At 58.8% G+C, this 21,902-nt stretch carries 21 protein-coding genes; 4 read left to right on the top strand and 17 right to left on the bottom strand.

The genetic code is table 11. The annotated features are described in order from the left end of the window. Window positions 1-53 precede the first annotated feature (53 nt). Entirely contained in the window at window positions 54-779 is a 726-nt protein-coding gene (phbB, locus tag E2L05_RS13855) for a beta-ketoacyl-ACP reductase (RefSeq protein ID WP_133343500.1), read from the top strand. A gap of 124 nt (window positions 780-903) precedes the next feature. Here the strand turns inward: phbB and E2L05_RS13860 are convergent, their stop codons facing one another. The 3 genes from E2L05_RS13860 to E2L05_RS13870 all read right to left on the bottom strand — a co-directional run bounded on the left by E2L05_RS13860 (window position 904) and on the right by E2L05_RS13870 (window position 2,182). After that, the gene (locus E2L05_RS13860) at window positions 904-1,080 is read right to left on the bottom strand and encodes a YdcH family protein (RefSeq protein WP_133343501.1); all 177 of its coding nucleotides are present in this window, start codon (window positions 1,078-1,080) and stop codon (window positions 904-906) included. 122 nt (window positions 1,081-1,202) lie between these two features. Further along, on the bottom strand, window positions 1,203-1,964 hold the full coding sequence (locus tag E2L05_RS13865; RefSeq protein ID WP_133343502.1) for a tRNA1(Val) (adenine(37)-N6)-methyltransferase: 762 nt from the start codon (window positions 1,962-1,964) through the stop codon (window positions 1,203-1,205). A 2-nt stretch (window positions 1,965-1,966) separates the two neighbouring features. Beyond that, window positions 1,967-2,182, bottom strand: a complete 216-nt coding sequence (locus tag E2L05_RS13870; protein ID WP_133343503.1) for a putative signal transducing protein — start codon at window positions 2,180-2,182, stop codon at window positions 1,967-1,969. Between the two features lie 55 nt (window positions 2,183-2,237). On the opposite strand from E2L05_RS13870, the gene E2L05_RS13875 reads away from it, so the two are divergent. Then, the gene (locus E2L05_RS13875) at window positions 2,238-3,239 is read left to right on the top strand and encodes a polyprenyl synthetase family protein (RefSeq protein ID WP_133343504.1); all 1,002 of its coding nucleotides are present in this window, start codon (window positions 2,238-2,240) and stop codon (window positions 3,237-3,239) included. Here the strand turns inward: E2L05_RS13875 and E2L05_RS13880 are convergent, their stop codons facing one another. The 3 genes from E2L05_RS13880 to E2L05_RS13890 all read right to left on the bottom strand — a co-directional run bounded on the left by E2L05_RS13880 (window position 3,240) and on the right by E2L05_RS13890 (window position 7,509). After that, entirely contained in the window at window positions 3,240-4,094 is an 855-nt protein-coding gene (locus tag E2L05_RS13880) for a 4-(cytidine 5'-diphospho)-2-C-methyl-D-erythritol kinase (RefSeq protein WP_394346557.1), read from the bottom strand. It lies immediately after the preceding gene. Beyond that, window positions 4,066-5,757: a tetratricopeptide repeat protein gene (locus E2L05_RS13885; RefSeq protein ID WP_243721984.1), complete on the bottom strand. Its 1,692-nt coding sequence runs from the start codon at window positions 5,755-5,757 to the stop codon at window positions 4,066-4,068. Before E2L05_RS13885 ends, E2L05_RS13880 begins: the two co-directional genes overlap by 29 nt. 102 nt (window positions 5,758-5,859) lie before the next feature. After that, window positions 5,860-7,509: an electron transfer flavoprotein-ubiquinone oxidoreductase gene (locus tag E2L05_RS13890; RefSeq protein ID WP_133343505.1), complete on the bottom strand. Its 1,650-nt coding sequence runs from the start codon at window positions 7,507-7,509 to the stop codon at window positions 5,860-5,862. A 241-nt stretch (window positions 7,510-7,750) separates the two neighbouring features. Here E2L05_RS13890 and greA point away from each other — a divergent pair, with 241 nt between their 5' ends. Both greA and E2L05_RS13900 read left to right on the top strand, forming a co-directional pair. Continuing rightward, window positions 7,751-8,221, top strand: coding sequence for a transcription elongation factor GreA (gene greA / locus E2L05_RS13895; RefSeq protein WP_133343506.1), 471 nt, complete (start codon window positions 7,751-7,753; stop codon window positions 8,219-8,221). 21 nt (window positions 8,222-8,242) lie between these two features. Beyond that, window positions 8,243-9,151 (top strand): hypothetical protein, encoded by a 909-nt coding sequence (locus tag E2L05_RS13900; RefSeq protein ID WP_133343507.1) that lies wholly within the window; start codon window positions 8,243-8,245, stop codon window positions 9,149-9,151. Here E2L05_RS13900 and recN read toward each other — a convergent pair. From recN to E2L05_RS13955, 11 genes are all read right to left on the bottom strand, one after another. After that, window positions 9,148-10,803, bottom strand: coding sequence for a DNA repair protein RecN (gene recN / locus E2L05_RS13905; RefSeq protein WP_133343508.1), 1,656 nt, complete (start codon window positions 10,801-10,803; stop codon window positions 9,148-9,150). The two genes, E2L05_RS13900 and recN, sit on opposite strands and share 4 nt — an antisense overlap. Before the next feature lie 54 nt (window positions 10,804-10,857). Beyond that, window positions 10,858-11,661 carry an outer membrane protein assembly factor BamD gene (locus tag E2L05_RS13910; protein ID WP_243721986.1) on the bottom strand — a complete coding sequence of 268 codons (804 nt, stop codon included), beginning with the start codon at window positions 11,659-11,661 and terminating at the stop codon, window positions 10,858-10,860. Window positions 11,662-11,810: 149 nt separating this feature from the next. Beyond that, a complete protein-coding gene (gene lpxC / locus E2L05_RS13915; protein ID WP_133343510.1) occupies window positions 11,811-12,731 on the bottom strand; it encodes a UDP-3-O-acyl-N-acetylglucosamine deacetylase in 921 nt (306 codons plus the stop codon). 228 nt (window positions 12,732-12,959) lie between these two features. Then, on the bottom strand, window positions 12,960-14,552 hold the full coding sequence (gene ftsZ, locus E2L05_RS13920; protein WP_133343511.1) for a cell division protein FtsZ: 1,593 nt from the start codon (window positions 14,550-14,552) through the stop codon (window positions 12,960-12,962). Between the two features lie 287 nt (window positions 14,553-14,839). Continuing rightward, window positions 14,840-16,171 carry a cell division protein FtsA gene (gene ftsA, locus E2L05_RS13925; protein WP_133343512.1) on the bottom strand — a complete coding sequence of 444 codons (1,332 nt, stop codon included), beginning with the start codon at window positions 16,169-16,171 and terminating at the stop codon, window positions 14,840-14,842. After that, the gene (locus tag E2L05_RS13930) at window positions 16,168-17,070 is read right to left on the bottom strand and encodes a cell division protein FtsQ/DivIB (protein WP_165971773.1); all 903 of its coding nucleotides are present in this window, start codon (window positions 17,068-17,070) and stop codon (window positions 16,168-16,170) included. Before E2L05_RS13930 ends, ftsA begins: the two co-directional genes overlap by 4 nt. Next, entirely contained in the window at window positions 17,058-17,993 is a 936-nt protein-coding gene (locus E2L05_RS13935; RefSeq protein ID WP_243721985.1) for a D-alanine--D-alanine ligase, read from the bottom strand. The genes E2L05_RS13930 and E2L05_RS13935 overlap by 13 nt, the downstream gene beginning before the upstream one ends. An 84-nt stretch (window positions 17,994-18,077) precedes the next feature. Next, a complete protein-coding gene (gene murB, locus E2L05_RS13940; RefSeq protein ID WP_133343514.1) occupies window positions 18,078-18,974 on the bottom strand; it encodes a UDP-N-acetylmuramate dehydrogenase in 897 nt (298 codons plus the stop codon). Window positions 18,975-19,175: 201 nt separating this feature from the next. Continuing rightward, on the bottom strand, window positions 19,176-19,631 hold the full coding sequence (locus tag E2L05_RS13945; protein WP_133343515.1) for a hypothetical protein: 456 nt from the start codon (window positions 19,629-19,631) through the stop codon (window positions 19,176-19,178). A gap of 294 nt (window positions 19,632-19,925) precedes the next feature. Then, on the bottom strand, window positions 19,926-21,326 hold the full coding sequence (gene murC / locus E2L05_RS13950; protein WP_133343520.1) for a UDP-N-acetylmuramate--L-alanine ligase: 1,401 nt from the start codon (window positions 21,324-21,326) through the stop codon (window positions 19,926-19,928). Between the two features lie 17 nt (window positions 21,327-21,343). Further along, on the bottom strand, window positions 21,344-21,902 hold a 559-nt coding region (locus tag E2L05_RS13955), incomplete at its 5' end, for a glycosyltransferase (protein ID WP_279512639.1).

Here is a 21,902-nt window from a genome sequence, read left to right on the forward strand (position 1 = left end):
CTACAGAAAACCTACAGGAATCCTACACAACTTTTATCAAGGAAGGAGCGCACATGGGACGTGTTGCACTGGTCACCGGAGGCTCGCGTGGAATCGGCGCGGCGATCTCTAAGGCATTGGCGGCAGAGGGATATACCGTTGCAGCCACTTATGCTGGCAATGACGAGAAAGCCGCAGCATTCACTGCAGAAACCGGCATCAAGACCTATAAGTGGGATGTGTCAAGCTACGACGCATGCGCCGCCGGCATCGCATCGGTCGAAGCTGATCTTGGTCCAGTTGAAGTGCTTGTGAACAACGCCGGGATTACCCGCGACTCGATGTTCCACAAGATGACACCTGAAAAGTGGAACGATGTGATCAACACCAACCTGACCGGTCTGTTCAACATGACCCACCCAGTTTGGAACGGTATGCGTGATCGCAAGTTCGGCCGCGTGATCAACATCAGCTCCATCAACGGCCAAAAAGGCCAGATGGGCCAAGCAAACTATTCCGCTGCGAAAGCGGGCGATCTGGGCTTCACTAAAGCCTTGGCACAAGAGGGCGCATTCAAAGGCATCACGGTGAATGCGATTTGCCCCGGCTACATCGGCACCGAGATGGTCCGCGCGATTGATGAGAACGTGCTGAACACAAAAATCATTCCGCAAATCCCGGTTGGACGTCTTGGCGAGCCTGAAGAGATTGCACGCTGCGTTGTGTTCCTTGCATCCGATGATGCAGGTTTCATCACTGGCTCCACCATCTCCGCCAACGGCGGGCAGTTCTTCGTCTAGAACGGCAGAGCTGATAGAAAACGAAACCGGCCTTTGGGCCGGTTTTTTTATGCGCAGATAGACAGAAAAGGGCACGTCAACTGCCGCTGACATGCCCGAATTTAAACAGCAATGTTATCGATGGTCAGCCGACTTGCTGCACGGACAAACGCTCAATCTCTTGCTTGAGCTGGAGTTTCTGCTTCTTGAGATGCGACAGTTGAAGACCGTCGCTCCCCGGACTTCGTTGTGCCTCTTCGACCTGACAAGACAGGGTTTGATGCTTCCGTCTTAGTTCCTGCAAATGCGCGTTCACTGACATCTATATCTCCTCTGTTGTTGTAGGTTCTCACATGGCATCACAAAATTACCGCTCTGTCACCAAAAACACATGTGCCCATCACAAAATCGACATACACGCATAAGTCGAAATCGTCTGGAACCTTAGGAATTTGGGTATCCCGGCATAGCTGCGGCATTTCGGAGCACGTTCATCAACGGTGCTGTGTAATGCTCGCGATCGCCTCGATGCGATTCGCCTTGGTGAGTGACCAAGGGGGGACAGAGCCGGAAAGGCGTGCGCCGCCCCTTCACCGCATGAAGAAGAAACGTTTCGGCATGCTGCTGGGGGCGCCCGGTGATGGGAAGCACTTCGCATGCGCCCAATCGGCTTCCAATCGCTGCCAGAGCCTCAGGAAGACGACCCATTCGCTGTATCACGGTCAAAGTTCCGCCCGGTCTGACCCTTTTGATTGCCGCATCCAGCCAGACAGCAAAGGGCACCTCTTCGCCCATGGCCGTTTCACGCCCGGCATCATCCGACTCGGTGCCTTGCGCGCGTTGAAAATAGGGTGGGTTCGTAAGTACATGGTCAAATGATCGTGCTGACACAGAACCGGGTAGAGCCCGAAGGTCAGCGGTCACTACATCCAACGGCAACTTGGCTTCGTTCGCATTTCGCCGAGCCAGATCAGCATAGTCCGGCTGCACCTCGACACCCGTAAGGCTCAGCCCCGGCACCCTTGTAGCGAGACACAATGCCGCTGTCCCGACACCGCAGCCCAAGTCCAGAACAGTTTGCCCTGCGCGGGCCGGAATCGACGCCGCCAGCAGAACCGGGTCCATTCCGGCGCGATATCCACGTTTAGGCTGCCATATATGAAGGCGTCCGCCAAGAAATGCATCATGGGTCAGTGACTGCCCCATTCTCACAGCCCTAACGGAATACCGTTATCCGTGAGAACCGTTCGCGCGCGAACGAGGTCTTCGTCGCGAACCATCACACGCCGGGGCAACACTCCAATCGACCCTTCCAAAACGCTCATGTGGACGTCTATTGGAAAGCAGTCTATATCCTCTCCTTGGAGGAGCGCTGTTGCAAAGGCAACGATCGTTGGGTCGGTGGTGCGCAGAAGCTCCCTCATATTCAGTCAGTTACGACATGCCCCCAGGGTTGTCGAGACAGCAAACGGAACCGTGATGAGCCTCGATACTGCTGCAGTGAAGCCAATGGAACGTCTGTCCGCCGCACTGGCACAGGATATGGATCAGGTGAATTTACTCATCCGTGATCGGATGGCTTCTGAACATGCGCCGCGCATCCCGGAAATTTCGGCCCATCTGATCGAAGCCGGTGGAAAACGTCTGCGTCCGATGCTGACCCTCGCGGCGGCCCGGATGTGTGGATATGAAGGCCCGCATCACGTTCATCTGGCTGCGACGGTAGAGTTTATTCATACGGCAACCTTGTTACACGACGATGTCGTCGACGAAAGCAACAAGCGTCGCGGGCGACCCACCGCCAACCTTCTTTGGGACAACAAGTCGTCTGTTCTTGTCGGGGACTACCTGTTCGCTCGGTCGTTTCAGTTAATGATCGAAACCGGATCACTGCGCGTTCTGGACATTCTGGCCAACGCCTCTGCAACGATTGCGGAAGGCGAAGTTCTGCAACTGACGGCCGCCCAGAGCCTGAAGACAGACGAGGCGATCTATCTGAAAATTGTGCGCGGCAAAACGGCTGCTCTGTTTTCGGCCGCGACCGAAGTGGGCGGCGTCATCGCGGGCGCCCCGGAAGAACACGTAACCGCGCTGTTCACCTATGGCGACGCTCTGGGCATCGCATTTCAGATCGTGGACGACCTTCTGGACTATGGCGGGGCGACGGCAGACACCGGAAAGAACATCGGCGACGACTTCCGCGAACGCAAGCTGACGCTGCCGGTGATCAAGGCCGTCGCAAAGGCAGATGCAAACGAACGGGCGTTCTGGGTTCGCGTCATCGAAAAGGGCAAGCAAGACGAAGGGGACCTTGAGCATGCCCTTGAACTGCTTGCCAAACATGATGCGATGGCCTCGGCGCGGGCTGACGCGATGGAATGGGTCACCAAGGCAAAAGACGCTCTGGCCCCACTACCGCCGAGCGATTTGCGCGATCTGCTGATTGATTTAGCCGACTATGTTGTGTCGCGGATCAGCTGATCACTTCAGAATTGCCGCTGACTGACACCACCATCCGCCGTTCTTGCTTGCGATGGTTGCCTGCGCTTGCTCGGCACTTTTGGCATCATAGAAGAGACCAAAGCACGTTGCCCCAGACCCGGACATCCGCGCCAATGCGCAGCCCGGTGTCTTTGACAACGCCGTCAAAACATCCGTTATCACGGGTTCGATCTGGCATGCAGCAGATTGCATATCGTTGCGCTGTACCGCGAGCCATTGCACGAAGGTATCGATCCCTGCATCCTCAGCCGGGATTTGCATCGGCGGGTTGTCTCGGCGTTCCAACCTTTTGAAAACAGCAGGAGTGGACACCAATACACGCGGGTTGACCAGAACCACCCACAATGGCGGCAAGGAAGGCCATGGGGTAATCTTCTCGCCGATCCCTTGCATTCTAAGCGGCTCTGCCGCCACGCATGCAGGCACGTCTGCGCCCAATCCAAGCAGCCGATCCGGCCCAGGCAAAGCGCGGCCAGAAAGCTCGCTCAGGGCCCGCAGACACGCAGCGGCGTCAGATGACCCACCGCCCACACCCGCTGCTGCGGGTAAATTCTTGGTCAAGGTAATCGCTGCGTCGATGGGCGGTTCAAACAGAGTAGCAGCACGCAACACCAAGTTGTCAGGCCCAACCGGAACGGACCCGGCCATAGGGCCATCCACGCGCAGGCTCATGCTGTCCGCCAGCGTTGCAGTGATACGGTCCCCAACATCCGCAAACACAACAAGACTGTCCAGAAGATGATACCCATCTTCGCGGCGGCCGGTCACGTGCAGACACAGGTTTATCTTGGCGGGAGCAAAGGCCTCAGCCGTCTTCGGCAACGGCAAGTGGATCTGCGCCTTCTTCCTCTAGGACAGCGTCCAACCCGACTTCAAGTTTGCGCCGGATGCGCTCTGCTTCTTCTGGTTCCGGGTCGAAGGACATCGCACGGTGCCATTGGAATTGAGCTTCGACGCGGCGGCCAACTGCCCATAAGACATCGCCCAGATGGTCATTGATGATCGGGTCAACTGGCATCAATTCGACGGCGCGTTCCATATGGACAATCGCTTCGTCATATTTCCCCATGCGGTACAGAATCCAGCCAAGGCTGTCAGTGATGTACCCATCATCAGGTCGCGCCGCGACGGCGCGTTCAATCATTCCCAACGCTTCATCGAGATTGCGGCCCAACTCAACCAACGAATAGCCCAGATAGTTCAAGACCTGCGGCTGACCGGGTTGCAGTTCGAGAGCCAGACGGAAATCGGCTTCGGCGTCATCCCAGCGATCTGTGCGTTCAAACGAAATGCCCCGTGCGAAGTACAGCGGCCAATCTGATTGTTCCGGCTCACCGCTCAGCGCAACGGTACGGTCATAGGCTTCGCTGGCTTCTGCGTGCCTGTCCAAGCTGCGCAGCATGTCGCCGAGACGGTACTGAACAATCCGCATCTCGGGAAATCTTTGCGCCAATTGCGTCAACGCTTCGACAGCGCCTTCGGTCCGACCATCGTCAAGCAAGGCCTCAGCTCGGCCAATCTCGGCATTGACGAACGCAGGATGATCTTGCGGCACGCGATCATAGGTTTTGGTTGCCAACTCGTATTGTTCGAGATCTTCAAGAAGTTGCGCGCTCAGCAACGTCGCATCGATGTTCCCCGGATTGAGGAATTCCGCCATCCGCGCGTAAAGCAGCGTGTAACCCGGCGCAGATTCGTTAACCAAGGCTGATGCAACAGCATGGAACACATCGCCAATGCCTTCGGCGGCATTTGTCACGACAGAATAAGGAATGTCTGCCCCAGACCTCAGATCGTCTGCCAGCATTTCGAACTCAGGTGACGCATTATCACCGAACGCCATTTCAATCAGCTCGATGGCATCGTCGCGCCGGTCCAGTTGAACAAGGACCTGAACATGGGCCAAAATTCCACGCGGCGACATCTGCAATGGTCCATCGGCACGCCCCGACAGAATTTCGTCCGCACCTTCAAAATCGCCCGCAACGGCCAGCGCCAGCGCCTTGTGATACAGCGCAAAGGACTTAAGTCCTTGCTCGCCCGACACTTCGTCGAACTTTGCCAAGGCTTCGGTCACCTGCCCTGCACCATATTCAGCCCACGCCAATGCAAGCCCGTCCACGAGCACACCAACCGTCTCTTCGGTTTTCAGCGTTTCGGAAAGCGCCTCGAAATTCCCTTCGCTGGCCAATTGCCCAAGTGCGGCCATGTTGGCGATCTGGCTGCGAAGTCCGCCGTCAATCATCCGTTTTGCAACCGGAAAGCCGCGCGCGACCTCGCCCAGATTGATGTTGGATGAAATCACCGCTTCCATGAGGCCCGGGTTGCCGGGGTCCAAGGCCAGCGCCCGGGTGTAATATTCGGCAGCAACTGAAAAGTTGCTCTCAAAGCTGGCATGGCGCGCGGCGAGGTACGATCCGGATGTGCCAAAAGCGTGTACCGGTCCGGCAATCTGAGCGCAAAGCGCAAGGGCGAAAATGGAAGGCAAAAGGCGCAAGATGTGTCTCCGGTATCGGATCATTTCATGTGAACGTAGTCCCGCCATGGAGCGAAGGCAATCCGCGCACCGTATGCGCGGATCACAACTTGACGTGTGCCGTTACATGTTGGGGTAGTTTGGCCCATCCCCACCCTGCGGCGTTGTCCAGACAATGTTCTGGGCAGGGTCTTTGATGTCGCAGGTTTTGCAATGCACGCAGTTCTGGAAGTTTATCACGAATTTCTGGTCGACGCCCGGCTCACCGACAAATTCATACACGCCAGCAGGACAATACCGCGCTGCGGGTCCGCCATACTTCCAAAAATTCGAGGCCACTGGTTCATCGGCATCCTTGAGTTTAAGGTGCGCCGGTTGGCTTTCTTCGTGATTGGTCATCGCGAAGCTTACATTCGTCAAACGGTCAAAGCTGAGCGTCCCATCGGGTTTCGGGTAATCAATTGGCTTATGGCGCGAGGTCCGCTGCGTCGCCTCGGCATCGGTTTTGCCATGCTTGAGTGTGCCCAGGAACGAAAAACCAAACGAGTTTGTCCACATGTCGAGCCCACCCAACATGAGCGATGTTGTCAGCCCGTATTTTGACCACAAGGGCTTGACGTTACGTACTGGTTTCAGGTCGTCGGCGATCGGACCTTTGCGAACCGACGCTTCGTATGCGGTCAACTCATCGCCGGACCGACCCGCTGCAAGCGCCTCTTGAGCCGCCTCAGCAGCCATCTTGCCCGACAGCATCGCGTTGTGGTTGCCCTTGATCCGCGGCACGTTCACGAACCCTGCAGAGCAGCCCAACAAAGCGCCGCCCGGAAACACGACCTTGGGAATCGACTGCCAGCCGCCTTCTGAGATCGCCCGCGCGCCGTAAGCCACGCGCTTGCCGCCTTTCAAAAGCTCAGCCACCATCGGGTGATGCTTGAACCGCTGGAATTCCATATAGGGGTAAAGGTACGGGTTTTCGTAGTTCAGGTGCACAACGAAGCCGACATACACCTGATTGTTTTCAAGGTGATAAATGAACGACCCACCACCCGCATTGCTGCCAAGCGGCCAACCCATCGTATGCGTGACCGATCCTTCGCGGTGCTTATCCGGGTCGATTTCCCAGATTTCTTTCATGCCAAGACCGTATTTCTGGGGCTCTTTGCCATCGGACAGCCCGAATTTCTCAATGACCTGCTTGGACAAAGATCCACGGACGCCCTCACCCAGCATCACGTATTTGCCGCGCAGAACCATGCCCGGCTCGTAGCCCGGCCCGGGCGTCCCGTCGGCCTGCAATCCGAACTCGCCGGCAACAACGCCGGCCACTTCGCCATTTTCGCCATAAACCAATTCAGAACACGCCATGCCGGGGAAAACTTCAACACCCAACTCTTCGGCCTGTTCCGCCATCCAACGACACACATTGCCCATTGAGACGATGTAATTGCCATGGTTGCTCATCAGCTTCGGCATGGGCCAGTTCGGCACCGGTACTTTACCGGCCTCGCCCAGCACATAGAACTTGTCCTCACGCACGGGCACGGTGATCGGGGCGCCGCGCTCTTTCCAGTCGGGGAGCAGTGCGTTCAGGCCAACCGGATCCAGCACAGCACCGGACAGAATATGCGCACCGACCTCAGACCCTTTTTCGAGAACGACAACCGAAATCTCTGCATCGAGTTGCTTGAGCCGGATCGCAGCAGACAGCCCAGCCGGGCCGGCCCCCACGATGACAACGTCATATTCCATTTCCTCGCGCTCGATTTGGGTCATTTGTCATCCTCTACTGGGCGTCATGCTGCAGAAGCAGCAATCCACGTGATGTTGCGTTACCGTTGGTTATCGGGTGAAATGACAGCAGGTCAATTCAAACGTCGCGCTCAGTGCCGCAACGCCGCATGAAAAAACACCGCTGTGCGCCCCCTTGCATTCATCGCGGCGTTTTGATGTGGTCGGTTGACCGTGTCGCCCGCTTTCGCAGGGCGCAGCCCCGCAGCCAGGATAAAGAAGACCGATGGAAAAAATCCCTCTGACCCGCGCGGGTTTCAACGCGCTGGATGAAGAACTGAAAAAACTCAAGTCGGTAGAACGCCCGGCAGTCATCCGTGCGATCGCCGAAGCGCGCGAGCATGGTGATTTGTCCGAGAACGCCGAATACCACGCGGCCCGCGAAAAGCAGAGCTTCATTGAGGGGCGCGTAAAAGAGGTCGAATCGATCATGGGCCGCGCCGAGGTGATTGACCCCAGCAAATTTTCGGGCAGCGTCAAATTTGGCGCAACCGTGCATCTCGTTGACGAGGATACGGACGAGGAAAAAACGTTCCAAATCGTTGGCGAACCCGAGGCGGATATCGAAAAGGGCAAGTTGAACATCCGGTCTCCGCTGGCGCGTGCTTTGATCGGCAAAGACGAAGGCGATAGCGTCGAGGTGCGCACGCCAGGTGGCCAGCGAAGCTACGAAATTCTCAGCATCAAGTTTTCCTGACGGGGGCGCGCGCGCCATCCCATGGCAAAATCCGATCACCAGTCAGACAGCAGCCCCAGCCGCGCGATGATTTTTTTGATCGCCGGAGGTGTTGCTGTGGCTTGGGCGGCACTTTTTGTGCTGACGCTATATCCAGGCAGTCTTTCTGTACCTGTTATCTTGGGCGGACTTTTGCCACTCGTGCTTGTCGCGATTGGAACGAGCCTCGCGCTGTCGCTCGGCGAGTTGAAGGCGCAGGCACTTCAACTTCGGGTGGAGCGCAAGGCCCTCAGCGACGCTTTGCGGCAGCGATCAGAGCACGAGACGCCCGCGCCAAAACCGGTCAAGTTGCCCCTAGCCACAAAACCACAAGTCGAGCAGAAAGCTGCAACCACCCCGACGCCAGCGCGGGGACAAACATCTCCGCAAGACAGCCTTCCTTTCGACCAAGGGGGCGATCCGGTCCCGCAATTAACGCATCCCGACCTTATTCGGGCGCTTCATTTTCCTGAAACACCCGATGACCGCGACGGATTGCGCGCGCTGAAAAAGGCGCTTGAGGACCACAAGATGCGACTGGTGGTGCAAGCGGCGCAGGACATGCTGACCCTTCTATCGCAGGACGGGATATATATGGATGATCTTGACCACGTCCGGGCTGACCCCGAGTTGTGGCGTCGCTTTGCGAGAAATGATCGGGACCGTGCCGTTGCGGCTGTAGGCGGTATCCACGATCAGGCGGCTTTGGCAAAATGCCGCGACCGGTTGCAAAACAACACTGTTTACCGCGACACCGCTCACCACTTCTTGCGGCGCTTCGATCAAATGCTTGGAACGCTGGTTCCGGACCTGACCGAGGACGGTGTGGTCGCGCTGTCCGAGACCCGTAGCGCACGGGCATTCATGCTGGTCGGCCGTGCCGCCGCCGTGTTTGGCGACGACAAGAGCTAGACGTTCAGCAGCGCGCGCGCGGCCTCTCGCGCAGCGGATGTGACCTGATCGCCAGACAGCATCCGCGCAATTTCATCGATCCGCTCATCCGGGGACAACGGAACGACACGCGAGAAAGTAACCCCTTCAACAACAGACTTCTCTACACGCCAATGATGCGCCCCAAGGGCGGCCACCTGAGGGGAATGGGTCACAACAAGCACCTGCCCACCATTCTCGCCCGCCAAAGCCGCCAACCTTCGGCCCACCGCATTGGCCGTTGCCCCGCCAACGCCGCGGTCGATTTCGTCGAAGATGAGAGTCACGCCAGTTGTGTCCGCTGTCAGGCACACCTTTAAAGCCAACAAAAACCGTGACAATTCCCCACCCGACGCAATCTTGTCGAGCGGCCCTGATGGCGCACCGGGGTTGGTCGCGACCCGAAAACTTACAGCGTCCGCGCCCAAAGGCCCGGCCGTACTCGGCACGATTTCGGTCGAAAATACAGCGCGTTCCATCTTGAGGGGCGCAAGTTCCGCCGCCATCGCCGCATCAAGCCTTGAGCCGGCCGCCTTGCGCGCGGCGCTTAGTTCGTCGGCCTGCGCATCAAAATCAGCCTGTGCTGCCAAACGTTCGGCCGCCAGTGACGATAATTCCTGCTCGCCTCGGTCAAGGCCCGCAAGACGCGCCCGCAGATTTGCCGCAAGCCCGGCAAGATCACTTGGCAAGACATCATGCTTTCGCGCCAGGGCCCGCAAGGCAAAAAGCCGTTCTTCCGTCGCCTCAAGGTCGAGAGGATCGAAATCCAGCGCTTGCAGGCACTGTTCGACACCTGATTGTGCGTCTGAAAGTTCGGTCATCGCCCGATCAAGCGCGGCGAGTGGTGCATCGAGCAAGTTTCCGACCTGATCAGAGGCACCTTCGAGCCAGCGCAGGGCGTTGGCCAGATGTGCCTCTGCCCCATCGCCCCCCAACACTTGCCCTGCCTGCTGAACGTCGGTGCGCACCCGCTCGGCGGCCTGCATCGTGCGGCGCTTTGTGTCTAACTCTGCCTCTTCGCCGGGTTGCGGGTCCAATGCGTCAAGCTCTGCCACGGCATGGCGCAGGAAATCTTCCTCTGCCCGAGCCGCTTCCAATTGATCGCGGGCCGTTGCCTCGGCCTTGCGCGCGGCGCTCAAACCACGCCACGCATCACGCAACGCCGCAAGCCGCCCCTCGTGCCCCGCAAACACATCCAGAAGTGCGCCGTGCCCACGCGGGTCAAGCAGCCCGCGATCATCGTGTTGGCCATGCAGTTCCACCAAACACTCTGACAAGCGACGCAGCACATCCCCAGAAACGCGTCGATCGTTCACATATGCAGTCTTGCGCCCGTCATTCGTATTGGTGCGGCGAAGAACCAATTCTTCGCTGTCCGGCAAGCCAGCCTCGGCTAAAACCTGCCGTGCAGAATGGCCATCGGGCAATTCGAACCAAGCGGTGACCTCACCACGCGCGGCGCCGCTGCGTACCAGATCCGCACGCCCACGCCAGCCCAACACAAACCCAAGGCTGTCCAGCAAAATGGATTTTCCGGCACCGGTTTCCCCGGTCAGCACATTCAGACCCGGTTGAAACTCAAGTTCCAACCGGTCAATTATGAGGATGTCCCGAATATCGAGGCCGCGTAGCATGGCGTGCCGTTCATCCTTGTGCGGCGGCGGACAACTGCCCGACTTACACCTTGATTAAAGCCAACGCCCCTGAACGGATTGCCGCCAGATGCCCCGCAGCCAGCTTTGGCCTGCCGGTTCCAGCAACAGCCCCTGCCCGGTCAGCAAGGTGAAACTGTCCTGATACCAATCGCTGCCTTGGTAGTTGTACCCGAGAATAGCGCCTGCTGTCTGAGCTTCATTTGTGAGACCCATGGCAAGATTTGCTTCAACCAATCGGTGCAATGCTTCTGGCGTGTGGGATGTCGTTTGAAAATCTTCCACAACGACGCGGAACCGATTTACCGCGGCAGCGTAGTGGCCTCGTTTAAGGTAGTAGCGGCCAATTTCCATCTCTTTGCCCGCAAGGTGGTCGAACGCCAGATCAAACTTAAGAATCGCTGAGCGGGAATATTGGCTATCTGGATACCGTTCGATGACCGTGCGAAGTGCCTGCAATGCTTGGAAGGTTATGCCTTGATCACGGCCAACCTCACCAATCTGGTCGTAATAGGTCAGCGCCAAGAGATACTGAGCATACGCAGCGTCTTCATCAGCTGGATAGAAATCGATATAGCGCTGCGCAGCCGCGCGTGCATCCTCGTACTTACGATCCGCGTGAAGAGCGAAGGCCTGCATGATCAATGCCCGCTTGGCCCATTCAGAATAGGGGTAAAGCCGCTCTACCTCTGAAAAATAGCGCGCGGAATCTTCAAGATCACCGGTTTCAAGCTCGTACTCGGCCCGATCGAATATCTCTTTGGGTGTGAAGTTTTCAAGTGGCGGACCTTTATCGGCAGCGCATGCTGCCAACCCCAGACACAGCCCAGAAAGCACCAATCCACGCGCTCTACGGCGAATGACATGCGATATGGTGTTGACCAAGTTCAGGCTCCTTCCCCAGACGTGGAAGCAGTTACCACGAAAAAAACGGAAGGAAAAAGGCCATTGCCAAAGATTGCCAATGATTTGTTCGGTCTGCCCTCAGGTCAGGCAGACATTGCCAGATCAGAAGGGCGTACACCAACGCCCGGAAGCGACAGAGCCGTCGCCGGATCGCAGTCCACCCACTCATAGGCGGAGCTGTCTGCAAAAACAGCGCGCAGCAGCTTGTTGGTCATGGCATGACCGGCACGAACGCCCGTGTAACGGCCAAGAATCGGACCGCCCGCGAGGCTAAGATCGCCCAACGCATCAAGCATCTTGTGCCGTACAGGCTCATCCTCGTGCCGCAGACCACCCGGGCTCAGTACTTGTGCGCCGTCGAAAACAACAGCGTTGTGGTGCGTCCCGCCAAGAGCAAGTCCATTGGCGCGCATCGCATCGACATCGGACTGACGGCAGAAAGTACGGCTGTCACACAATGTCCGTACGAACGCACCGTTCCGCATGTTCAGCGCCCGAGATTGCTGACCGATGGCCGCATCTTCGAAATCGATATCGAATTCAATGTGAAATCCGTCCGACGGATCAAGCCGTGCAATACTGTCGCCGACGCGAACTTCGACTGTTTTCAGTATCTTAAGAATGCGGCTTTCGCTGTCCTGCGCCGTCACACCCGTCAGAACCAGCTTCCGCACGAACGGCGCCGCACTCCCGTCGAGAATCGGAACTTCGGGTCCATCGATCTTGATCAGAGCGTTGGAAATACCAAGCCCTGCCAGAGCCGCCATAAGGTGTTCAATTGTCGAAACAGAACCACCTTCGTCATTGATAAGCCGAGTGCACAAGGGTGTCTGCTCGACCATATCCCATCGCGCAGGCAAAACTGCTGCATCCCCGGTGAGATCGGTACGATGAAAAACAATGCCGTGATCAACGTCGGCAGGCATGACGGAAAGACGGACGAGACGCCCTGTGTGGAGGCCCGCACCCGAAAATTGTACCGTATTTGCGATGGTCGATTGCATCACGTGATCCAGACATTTTTGGTTCTCGGCCCAAGTTGGGCCTTCTCTGATCCTGTTGCTATTGGAAGAGTCGGCGCATCACAATTCAAACAACATGTCGGTTTGAAACAGTTAACATTTCAGATAGGCGGCTTTTTGCTCATGCAGCATAACCTGGACCTAAATTATTGAAAATGAACAAAAAAGGGCCGGGGTTCACCCGGCCCTTTTAAAATAATTGTGTGATGTTTAGTTGGCTTGGCGCCGAAGAAAGGCCGGAATTTCAATCTTGTCTAGCTCCGCATCGTCCTCGGGCTGGTCCTGTGGAAGGCTTTGCATCGGCGGCTGAGACCGACCGCCCTGCGCGCGCGGGTCGTGCGATTGGCCGGTCATCCGGTTGATCAGCGAGTTGATGCCAAAGCGTGACTTATCCGCGCCATGGGCCGCCGGTGTTGCCACGGGTGCAGGAGCTGCGGTGCGCGGCCCTGCGCCTTCCGGCGTTTTGCGAACCGCAGCTTCCAGACGCCGAATCGTCTCAGGCGATGGTGTGCCGGGGGCCGGAGCCTGTGGGCTGGCTTGGGCCACTTCGGGTTGCTGCGGAACATACGCAGGCGGCGGAAGACCATCATCTGCCGCAATCTGCTGCGGAGTCTGCGTTGGCTGAAGATCAAGATCACGGAACAGCCCTGCAGAATCCACCTGCGGCTGTGCGTCAGCGGCACTCGCTGCAAGCGGCATCTCGGGTGATGCATCGGCGGCAACGGCCGGCAATTCGACCTGCTCCGGCAGCGCACCCTTGTCGGCTTCAGCAGAAACCGTGTTTGTCAGCGGCTCTGAAATACGGCGACGTGGAACAGGCGTTTCAGCCGTGTTCTGGGCAGCATCAATACCGGTTGCCACAACCGACACACGCATGGTGCCATTCATATCCGGGTCGAGGGTCGAGCCGACGATGATGTTGGCGTCCGGATCCACTTCTTCGCGAATGCGGTTTGCCGCTTCGTCCAGTTCGAACAGCGTCAGATCGTATCCACCCGTGATGTTGATCAACACGCCGCGCGCTCCGCGCAGGCTGATTTCGTCAAGCAGCGGGTTGGCGATCGCCTTCTCGGCGGCTTGAACAGCGCGGGTTTCGCCCTCGCCCTCGCCTGTACCCATCATGGCTTTGCCCATCTCGTCCATCACGGCGCGCACGTCCGCAAAGTCGAGGTTGATGAGACCAGGCCGAACCATAAGGTCCGTGACGCCTTTTACACCCTGGTACAGGACATCGTCCGCCATCGAGAACGCCTCGGTGAAAGTCGTCTTTTCATTGGCGAGACGGAACAGGTTCTGGTTTGGAATGATGATAAGCGTGTCGACGACTTTCTGAAGCGCCTCAACACCCTCTTCCGCCTTGCGCATCCGCTTGGCGCCTTCGAACTGGAACGGTTTGGTGACAACACCAACCGTAAGTACACCCAATTCCCGCGCGGCTTGTGCGATGATCGGTGCAGCGCCCGTTCCGGTGCCACCGCCCATACCAGCCGTGATAAAGCACATGTGGCTTCCGACAAGGTGGTCGACGATTTGCTCAATCGACTCTTCGGCTGCTGCAGCACCGACCTGAGGCCGCGCGCCGGCGCCAAGCCCTTCGGTCACTTTAAGGCCCATCTGGACCTTGGCTGGTGACTGGTTCTGCTGAAGTGCCTGCGCGTCTGTGTTCGCCACAACGAACTCGACCCCGTCGAGTTGCTTTTCAATCATATTGTTGACTGCGTTGCCGCCCGCACCGCCAACGCCGAAGACAGTGATCTTCGGCTTCAGTTCGTCCTGCTCCGGCATTGTCAGGTTCAATGTCATGTCTGGATCCGCCTGTATCTGACCCGCGAACTTTGCGCCCGCGCACTGCTTATTTACCTGATCCTAACCATGACTGGCCTTCGGGTCACGCGTAAATGAATAAAAACCGTCAAAAAACCACTAGGCCTTGACAGGTTTTGGCGAAAATCCACCACTTTGGCGCGCATTGCGCCTATGTTGCGGTCAACACGGTGCCTTGGCGCACAACTGCAGCCTGCACGCTTCCAATTTCGGATATTTCTGACAATGCCTGTTTCGAGGCATCGCCGCCCCACATAGCGCTGCCTTCACCAGTTCTCCTTGAACCACTTCACGGCGCGGCGAAGGGATCGGGCCGGATACCGCTGATTGGCGATGTCGAAATCCCAGCATTCGTCCTGCGGATGCGCCGCGAACAACGCCAATCCAACAGCCGACGAAAATGCCGGACCTGTGGCCGCTTGGGGCAAGCCCTGAATACGAAGCGGTCGGCCAAGCCGAACTTGCTGGCCCAGAATACGCGCCGCAAGGGATGCCAAACCCGGCACCTGACTTCCGCCCCCGGTCAGGACGATCTTCTGACTTGGCAGATCATCAAAGCCCGCAGCGTCCAATCGGTCGCGAACTGCCTCAAGAATTTCCTCGACGCGCGGACGCATGATCCCGATCAATTCGCTGCGAGAGATCTCGCGCCGGTCATGTTCCCAATCACCGGTCTCGGCAGTCAGCGGGATCATCTCGCGATCGTCGCGCCCGGTGGCGATCAAACCACCATGCAGCGTCTTGATACGCTCGGCCAGCGCGACCGGAATGCCAAGCCCCTTCGATATGTCCTGCGTGACGTGCATGCCGCCGATCCGAACCGTATCAGCATAGATCATGTGACCGCGCAAAAAGATCGACAGCCCGCTCGTTCCAGCGCCCAGATCTATGCAGGCGGAGCCGATCTTTTGCTCGTCTTCCACCATGGCCGAAACGCCCGCTGCATATGCGGATGATGCAAGACCAGCCAGTTCCAGATCGCTGCGGCGCATGCAGTGCATGATGTTCTGAACAACGGTTTGATCGACAGTCAACAGGTGCATGTCAGCGGTCAGGCTATTCCCAAGCTGCCCCCGCGGGTCAGACAAACCGCTGCGATAGTCGAGGGCAAAGTTCACCGGTTGCGCATGCAGCACTGCGCGCCCCAGCCCGATGTCGGGCGTGTCGCAATTGGCCAGAACCGCAGCCACATCGGCTTCTGACACCTCGCGCCCGCCCAGTTCGACCTCGCCAGTAAGCCCGTATGATCGCGGGGAGGCACCTGAAAAACTGACAATCGCATGGTCAATTCGCACCTGAGCCATCTTCTGAGCCGTCTGCACAACGGTCCTGACCGCGCGCTCTGCTTCTTGCATGACTTCAATTTCGCCGTGCCGCATCCCGCGCGCACGGGTCGTTGCCGCGCCGATCACCCGAAACTGCGCCTGCCCCGCCATAGAGCCGACGCCTTCGGTTTCCGGCATGTGGCCACTGTCAAAACGCAGGATGAGGCAGGTCACCTTGGACGTACCAAGATCAACAATGCCCATGACACCGCGCTGCATCGCAGCCTTGCGCATCGCCCGCATCGCTCTTTGGGTTTCGAAAAGCTGGATCATTGTACCGACAGCCCCTGTCTGAAATCACGCGTCATCTGCAAGTATTCCATCGCTGCTGGCCCCATGCGCACCGTCGGGCGAAGAGGGTTGCGCAGGTCCACCACCGATATGTCTCGTGCCAAAAGATCCATGGCACCATCCATGGCCAACACGCGCTCCATCGCCGCGCGTGCTCCGGTTTCGGGTAGTTGGATCACTTGATCATCCGTCAAAACCATGTCCCAGCGGCGCTCGCCCTGACGTTTCAAGGCGATCAAGCGGTCCCCCAACGGCCGGGCCGCGTCAAAAAGGCGAAGCGCCTCTGGCACAGCCGCGTTGCCGCCACGCCCGGTGATCAAAGGCAAATCGGCGCGGCCATCCCGGCGGTCGATATACGCAACCCGGTATCCGTCTGCGTCGAGCAATTCCAACCCGCCCGGGCGCCGCCACAAAATTGCTGGCTCCCGTTCCGTGACAACCACCCGCAGCGCGCCGCCCAACTCCACCGACACGGCTACATCGGCCACAGCGTCAAGCGTCGCAAGATCGGCGCGGATCACCTCTGGATCAAGATCAAACCAACTGACTGGAAACTCCAGCCCTACCCGTTCACGGATCGCATTGGCCAAGACCGGCGATGCCCCCGTCAGTGACATCTGCCTGATCTGGAATTCAGGACGCGCCTCAACCGAGGCCCGAACATCGACAATCCATCCCGTCATGATCGCGATCTGCGCAGGCCGGGTGCCCCAGACCCCAAGGGCCGCAATCAATAAGCAAACAGGCAATACTCGGATCAGCGCCACCCGGATGAAGGGCGACAACCACATACGGTTCAAACGGTATTGCAACCGCGACGGCGCGGGATCGTGCGGAATCGCGGCGCGGTCCGCTTTGCGCCCCCGGATCAACGTCCGCATGACGCGTCCTCCACCAACCACCGGCATAACGTTGGGAAATCAATGCCACAGCTCGCGGCCTGTTCCGGGCTAAGCGATGTCGGCGTCATGCCCGGCTGGGTGTTCGTTTCCAACAAGATCAGCCCATCCACACCGAGCGACGGATCCCAGCGGTAATCGGTTCTGCTCATTCCGCGGCACCCAAGGGCATCATGGGCTCTGACGGCATAGCGCATGCAGGCATCGAACACGGCTTCGGGAATGTCTGCCGGAACCACGTGATGCGAGCCGCCGGGCTTGTATTTGGCGTCGTAGTCGTACCACCCCTCGGTGACGATATCGGTAACGGTCAGCGCGCGCGTTTCGGCAGCCCCAACACCTGCCCCAAGCACCGTCGTGGTCAATTCACGTCCCGGCGCGAAGCGCTCCACCATGACCATCTCAGGCATGTCAGTGCCCAGGTTGGGGGGCGCATCCGACGCCTCCTGAACCAGGTAGACACCAACCGACGAACCTTCATTGTTGGGCTTCACCACATAGGGCGGATCAAGCACATGGGCCTTGCGCACCAACTCTGCCGCGACAATGCGACTCTCGACGACCGGCAGCCCCGCTTCGGCAAAGACTGTCTTAGTGCGGGTTTTGTCCATGGCCAAAGCAGACGCCAAAACGCCTGAATGCGTATAGGAATAGCCCAACCATTCCAGAAGCCCCTGAACAGTTCCGTCCTCGCCCCAACGGCCATGAAGTGCGTTGAATACAGCGTCCGGGGCAGCATCTGCCAAACGCATCGGCAGATCAGGACCAGCATCAATCTCGACGACGCGATAGCCAGCCGTCCGCAGTGCCGAAGCGCACTCGCGCCCGGATGAGAGCGACACCTCGCGCTCTGCCGAAGGACCGCCCAGAAGGACGGCGACCAAGGGACCCGTGTTGTTTGACACGATCCTGCCTCATTTCCGGGCCATTTCGACCCATTTACTGCTCGAAACCCCCGGTTTTCCGGGTGGCTTGGGGGTGGGCCCGGGTTATTGTTCCGGTTCACCTACCCTCATAATTTCCCAGTCTAGCGTTATCCCGCTGGAATCGAAAACCCTTTTTCGCACCAACTCGCCCAAAGCTTCCAGATGGGCCGCAGTCGCAGTGCCTGTGTTGATCAAGAAATTGGCATGTTTGGTCGACATCTGGGCACCGCCAAGTATTGCGCCCTTCATGTCGGCGTCTTCGATCAGCTTCCACGCCTTCAGGTCATGCACATCATCGGCGCGCCCCGTGGACGATGCGCCCGACGGGTTGCGAAAGGTTGATCCGGCTGAGCGGTCCTTTGTTGGCTGCGTCGCATCGCGCTTGGCGATCTGGTTGGCCATCTTGCGCTCTAAAACATCCGGGTCACCGCCCTCGGGGGCGCGGAACGTGGCTTCCGTCAACACCCAGCCGTCGGGCAAGTCACTGTGGCGATAGCGGAAATTCAGATCAGATGCACTAAGGGTTACCGAGTCGCCCTGCCGTGTCAGGGCGCGGGCGGACACGAAGTGGTCAGCGACATAGGATCCATAACAGCCCGCGTTCATGCGCACAGCCCCACCAATCGCGCCGGGAATGGTGCGCAAAAAGGTCAGATCCAAACCCGCCGCCGCCGCCTTGCGAGCCACATGGGCATCCAGCGCAGCCGCACCAGCGACCACCAAATCGCCCTTGATTTCAATGCTGTTAAACCCTCGTCCTAACCGGATGACCGTACCGCGAATACCCCCATCACGCACAATCACGTTCGACCCGACCCCCAGCACAAACACCGCATCAGTCGGGTCCATCGCGGCCAATTCGGCGGCAAGTTCTGCCTCGGACGCGGGCAAAAGCAGCCGGTCGGCAGGCCCACCAACGCGCAGCCAGGTGAGTTCGGACAAAGGACGAGAGGCCGCCATGGGCACGTATGACTCCTGTATGACACATGTATGACTCCTGTCGAACATTCGGCGACAGGTCGGCACCGGGCCGCCCCCAAAGCTCTGCCCCGGATTGCGGGGCGGATGCAAGGCATGGCGAAGGTGCCAATCGCAAATCAGCGCCGAGCCCTACAGCGTCCGCCACTACACCCACAGAAACCTGAACAAGAAAAGGCCGCGTTAGGGAAGATCAGCCCCCACCAATGTCCTGACATCGGACAAGATCAGAAATATTTTATCATGTTTGGCGACCACCCACATCATTCCAGCAGGAACACCCCACTTGATCAGAGTATCGATTGCCAGATCAAATTTCGCGCCGAGGTACCGCAGAACCGTGTTGACGGCCTCAGAGAGCTTTGAGGCGCTGATTTCAAGCTGCCCAAGGCTCGGGGCCTCTTTGCGCGCTTCGGTGGCGATTTCCTGAACCGCATCTTGTGCAACTGATGCCGCTTCGCAAACCTCAGAGTATCGTTGATGATCCAACTCGAGAATCTCGGGTGGATTGTTATGATCCCGTGGAGCGTATGGAGCTTGAAGTATCAAAGCGCGAAGCCGCGCGTTTTCCACTAGAAGATCCTCGGTTTGGCGCCTGACTGTATGCTTGAGGTAGATGTCGACTACTTTCTTGTTCACCTCATCCGGGCCAGCATCCCAGACCTCGTTCTGGATCAGCGCAATGTCGGTGAGCAGCGCCCAATGCCGGTCCCAATCCCCCAGCAGCGGGCGACCTTCGAGCGCCGATGATTATCGGGTTCTGGGTGCGGCACAAGTAAAGGCTGCGCATGATAGGAGGAGTCCTCGCTTGCGCAGGTATGATAAGATCATTCACTCAGGTGTCCGGGGAAGGTAAGCCGACACCACACGCGCCGACCCAACCGGGCACGCGCCGCGAAACGCCGCCACATAAGGCGACGTTGCGCGCGTGCTTCAGTCTTTGCTCAGCCGCTCTGGCAGGGCATTGGCCCATGCGCTGATCGTCCCCGCCCCAAGGCACACGACCATATCACCGGGCCGTGCCTGTTCGCGCACCAGGCGTTCCAGATCGTCTTCAGACATGACTTCGCGGGCGTGGCGATGGCCGTGGGCGATCAGCCCGGCAACCAGCCCCTCGCGCGATGCACCGTCAATCGGGGCCTCGCCTGCTGCGAACACCTCGGTGATCCCCACCACATCCGCATCATTGAAACAGCTACAGAAATCTTCAAACAGCGAGTGCAGCCGCGAATAGCGGTGCGGTTGGTGCACGGCGATTACCCGGCCCGATGTGGCCTGCCGCGCGGCTTTCAGCACAGCGGCGATTTCGACCGGGTGATGGCCGTAATCGTCGATAACGGTCACGCCATTCACTTCGCCAACTTTGGTGAAGCGCCGGTTCACACCTTTGAAGGCGGCCAGCGCCTCGCGGATGGCACTGCGTTTCATGCCAAGGTGGCGGGCAACGGCGACGGCGGCCAGCGCGTTGGACACGTTGTGATCGCCCGGCATGGGCAGCGCGCAGCCTTCGATCATCGTGTCTTCATAGGCCAGCGAGATGTCGAAATGGGCCACGCCCGCCTCATAGCGCAGGTTCACGGCGCGCACATCGGCTTGGGCATTGAAGCCAAAGGTACGCACGCGGCGGTCGGCCACTCGGCCCACAAGTGCTTGCACTTCCGAATGGTCAGTGCAGCACACGGCCAGCCCGTAAAACGGAATGCGCGAAACGAAGTCATAGAACCCGTCGCGAAGGCGGTCAAAATCGCCCCAGTGTTCCATGTGCTCGGGGTCGATATTGGTGACGATGGCGATGGTGGCTGGCAGGCGGTTGAACGAGCCGTCGGATTCGTCGGCCTCGACCACCATCCATTCGCCCTGCCCCATGCGCGCGTTGGACCCATAGGCGTGAATGACGCCGCCATTGATGACGGTCGGATCGATGCCGCCCGCATCCAGCAGGGTCGCGACCATGGTTGTGGTCGTGGTTTTTCCGTGGGTGCCCGCGACGGCGATGTTGGATTTCAGGCGCATGAGCTCGGCCAGCATTTCGGCGCGGCGCACAACGGGAAGGCCGCGGCGGCGGGCTTCGTCCAGTTCCGGGTTGCCGGGTTTGATGGCCGACGAGATCACGATGACTTCGGCCCCTTCGAGGTTTTCGGCAGCCTGCCCGGTGAAGATTTTCGCGCCAAGGCTGGCGAGTCGGTCGGTGATCTTGGAGGCCTTCAGGTCAGAGCCTTGCACTTGGTAGCCGTGATTGAGCAGCACCTCGGCGATGCCGGACATGCCGATACCGCCGATGCCGACGAAGTGGATTGCGCCCAATTCCAGGGGGAGTTTTGTTGCCGCGTTCATCCGTGCTTCCCAGTGTTTCATGTGCTTGCCTGCTCTGCTTGTTTGTCTTGGGCGAGCCGTTCAACCAGCCCCGCCAATCGGTCGGTTGCATCTGGCCGACCCTGATCCAAAGCGCCATGCGCCATTTTTATGGCCGCGCCAGGGTGTTGCAGAACCGCTGCGATATGGCCCGACAGGTCGGCGGAATTCAGCCGGCTTTCGGGGATCACCACTGCCGCGTCAGCCTGGGCCAACCCTCGCGCGTTGGCTGTTTGGTGGTCACCCGTGGCCGCCGCGAACGGGATCAGGATAGAGGGACGCCCGATCACAGAGATATCCGCAACCGAAGACGCCCCGGAACGCGAAATCACCAACTGCGCCTCGGCCATACGAGCGGGGAGATCGGTGAAGAAGGGTTGCACATCAGCGGTAATGTCATGTTCGGCGTAAAAGGCGGATACGCGGGCGTGATCCTCGCCGCGGGCCTGGTGCGACACGCGAAGCTGGTCGCGCAGATCTTGTGGCAGGGCGGCGACAGCGGCAGGCACCATGTCGGACAGGATGCGCGCGCCTTGGCTGCCGCCGATCACGAGCAGG

This window comes from Meridianimarinicoccus aquatilis (genome assembly GCF_004358675.1).
Lineage (GTDB): Bacteria > Pseudomonadota > Alphaproteobacteria > Rhodobacterales > Rhodobacteraceae > Meridianimarinicoccus > Meridianimarinicoccus aquatilis.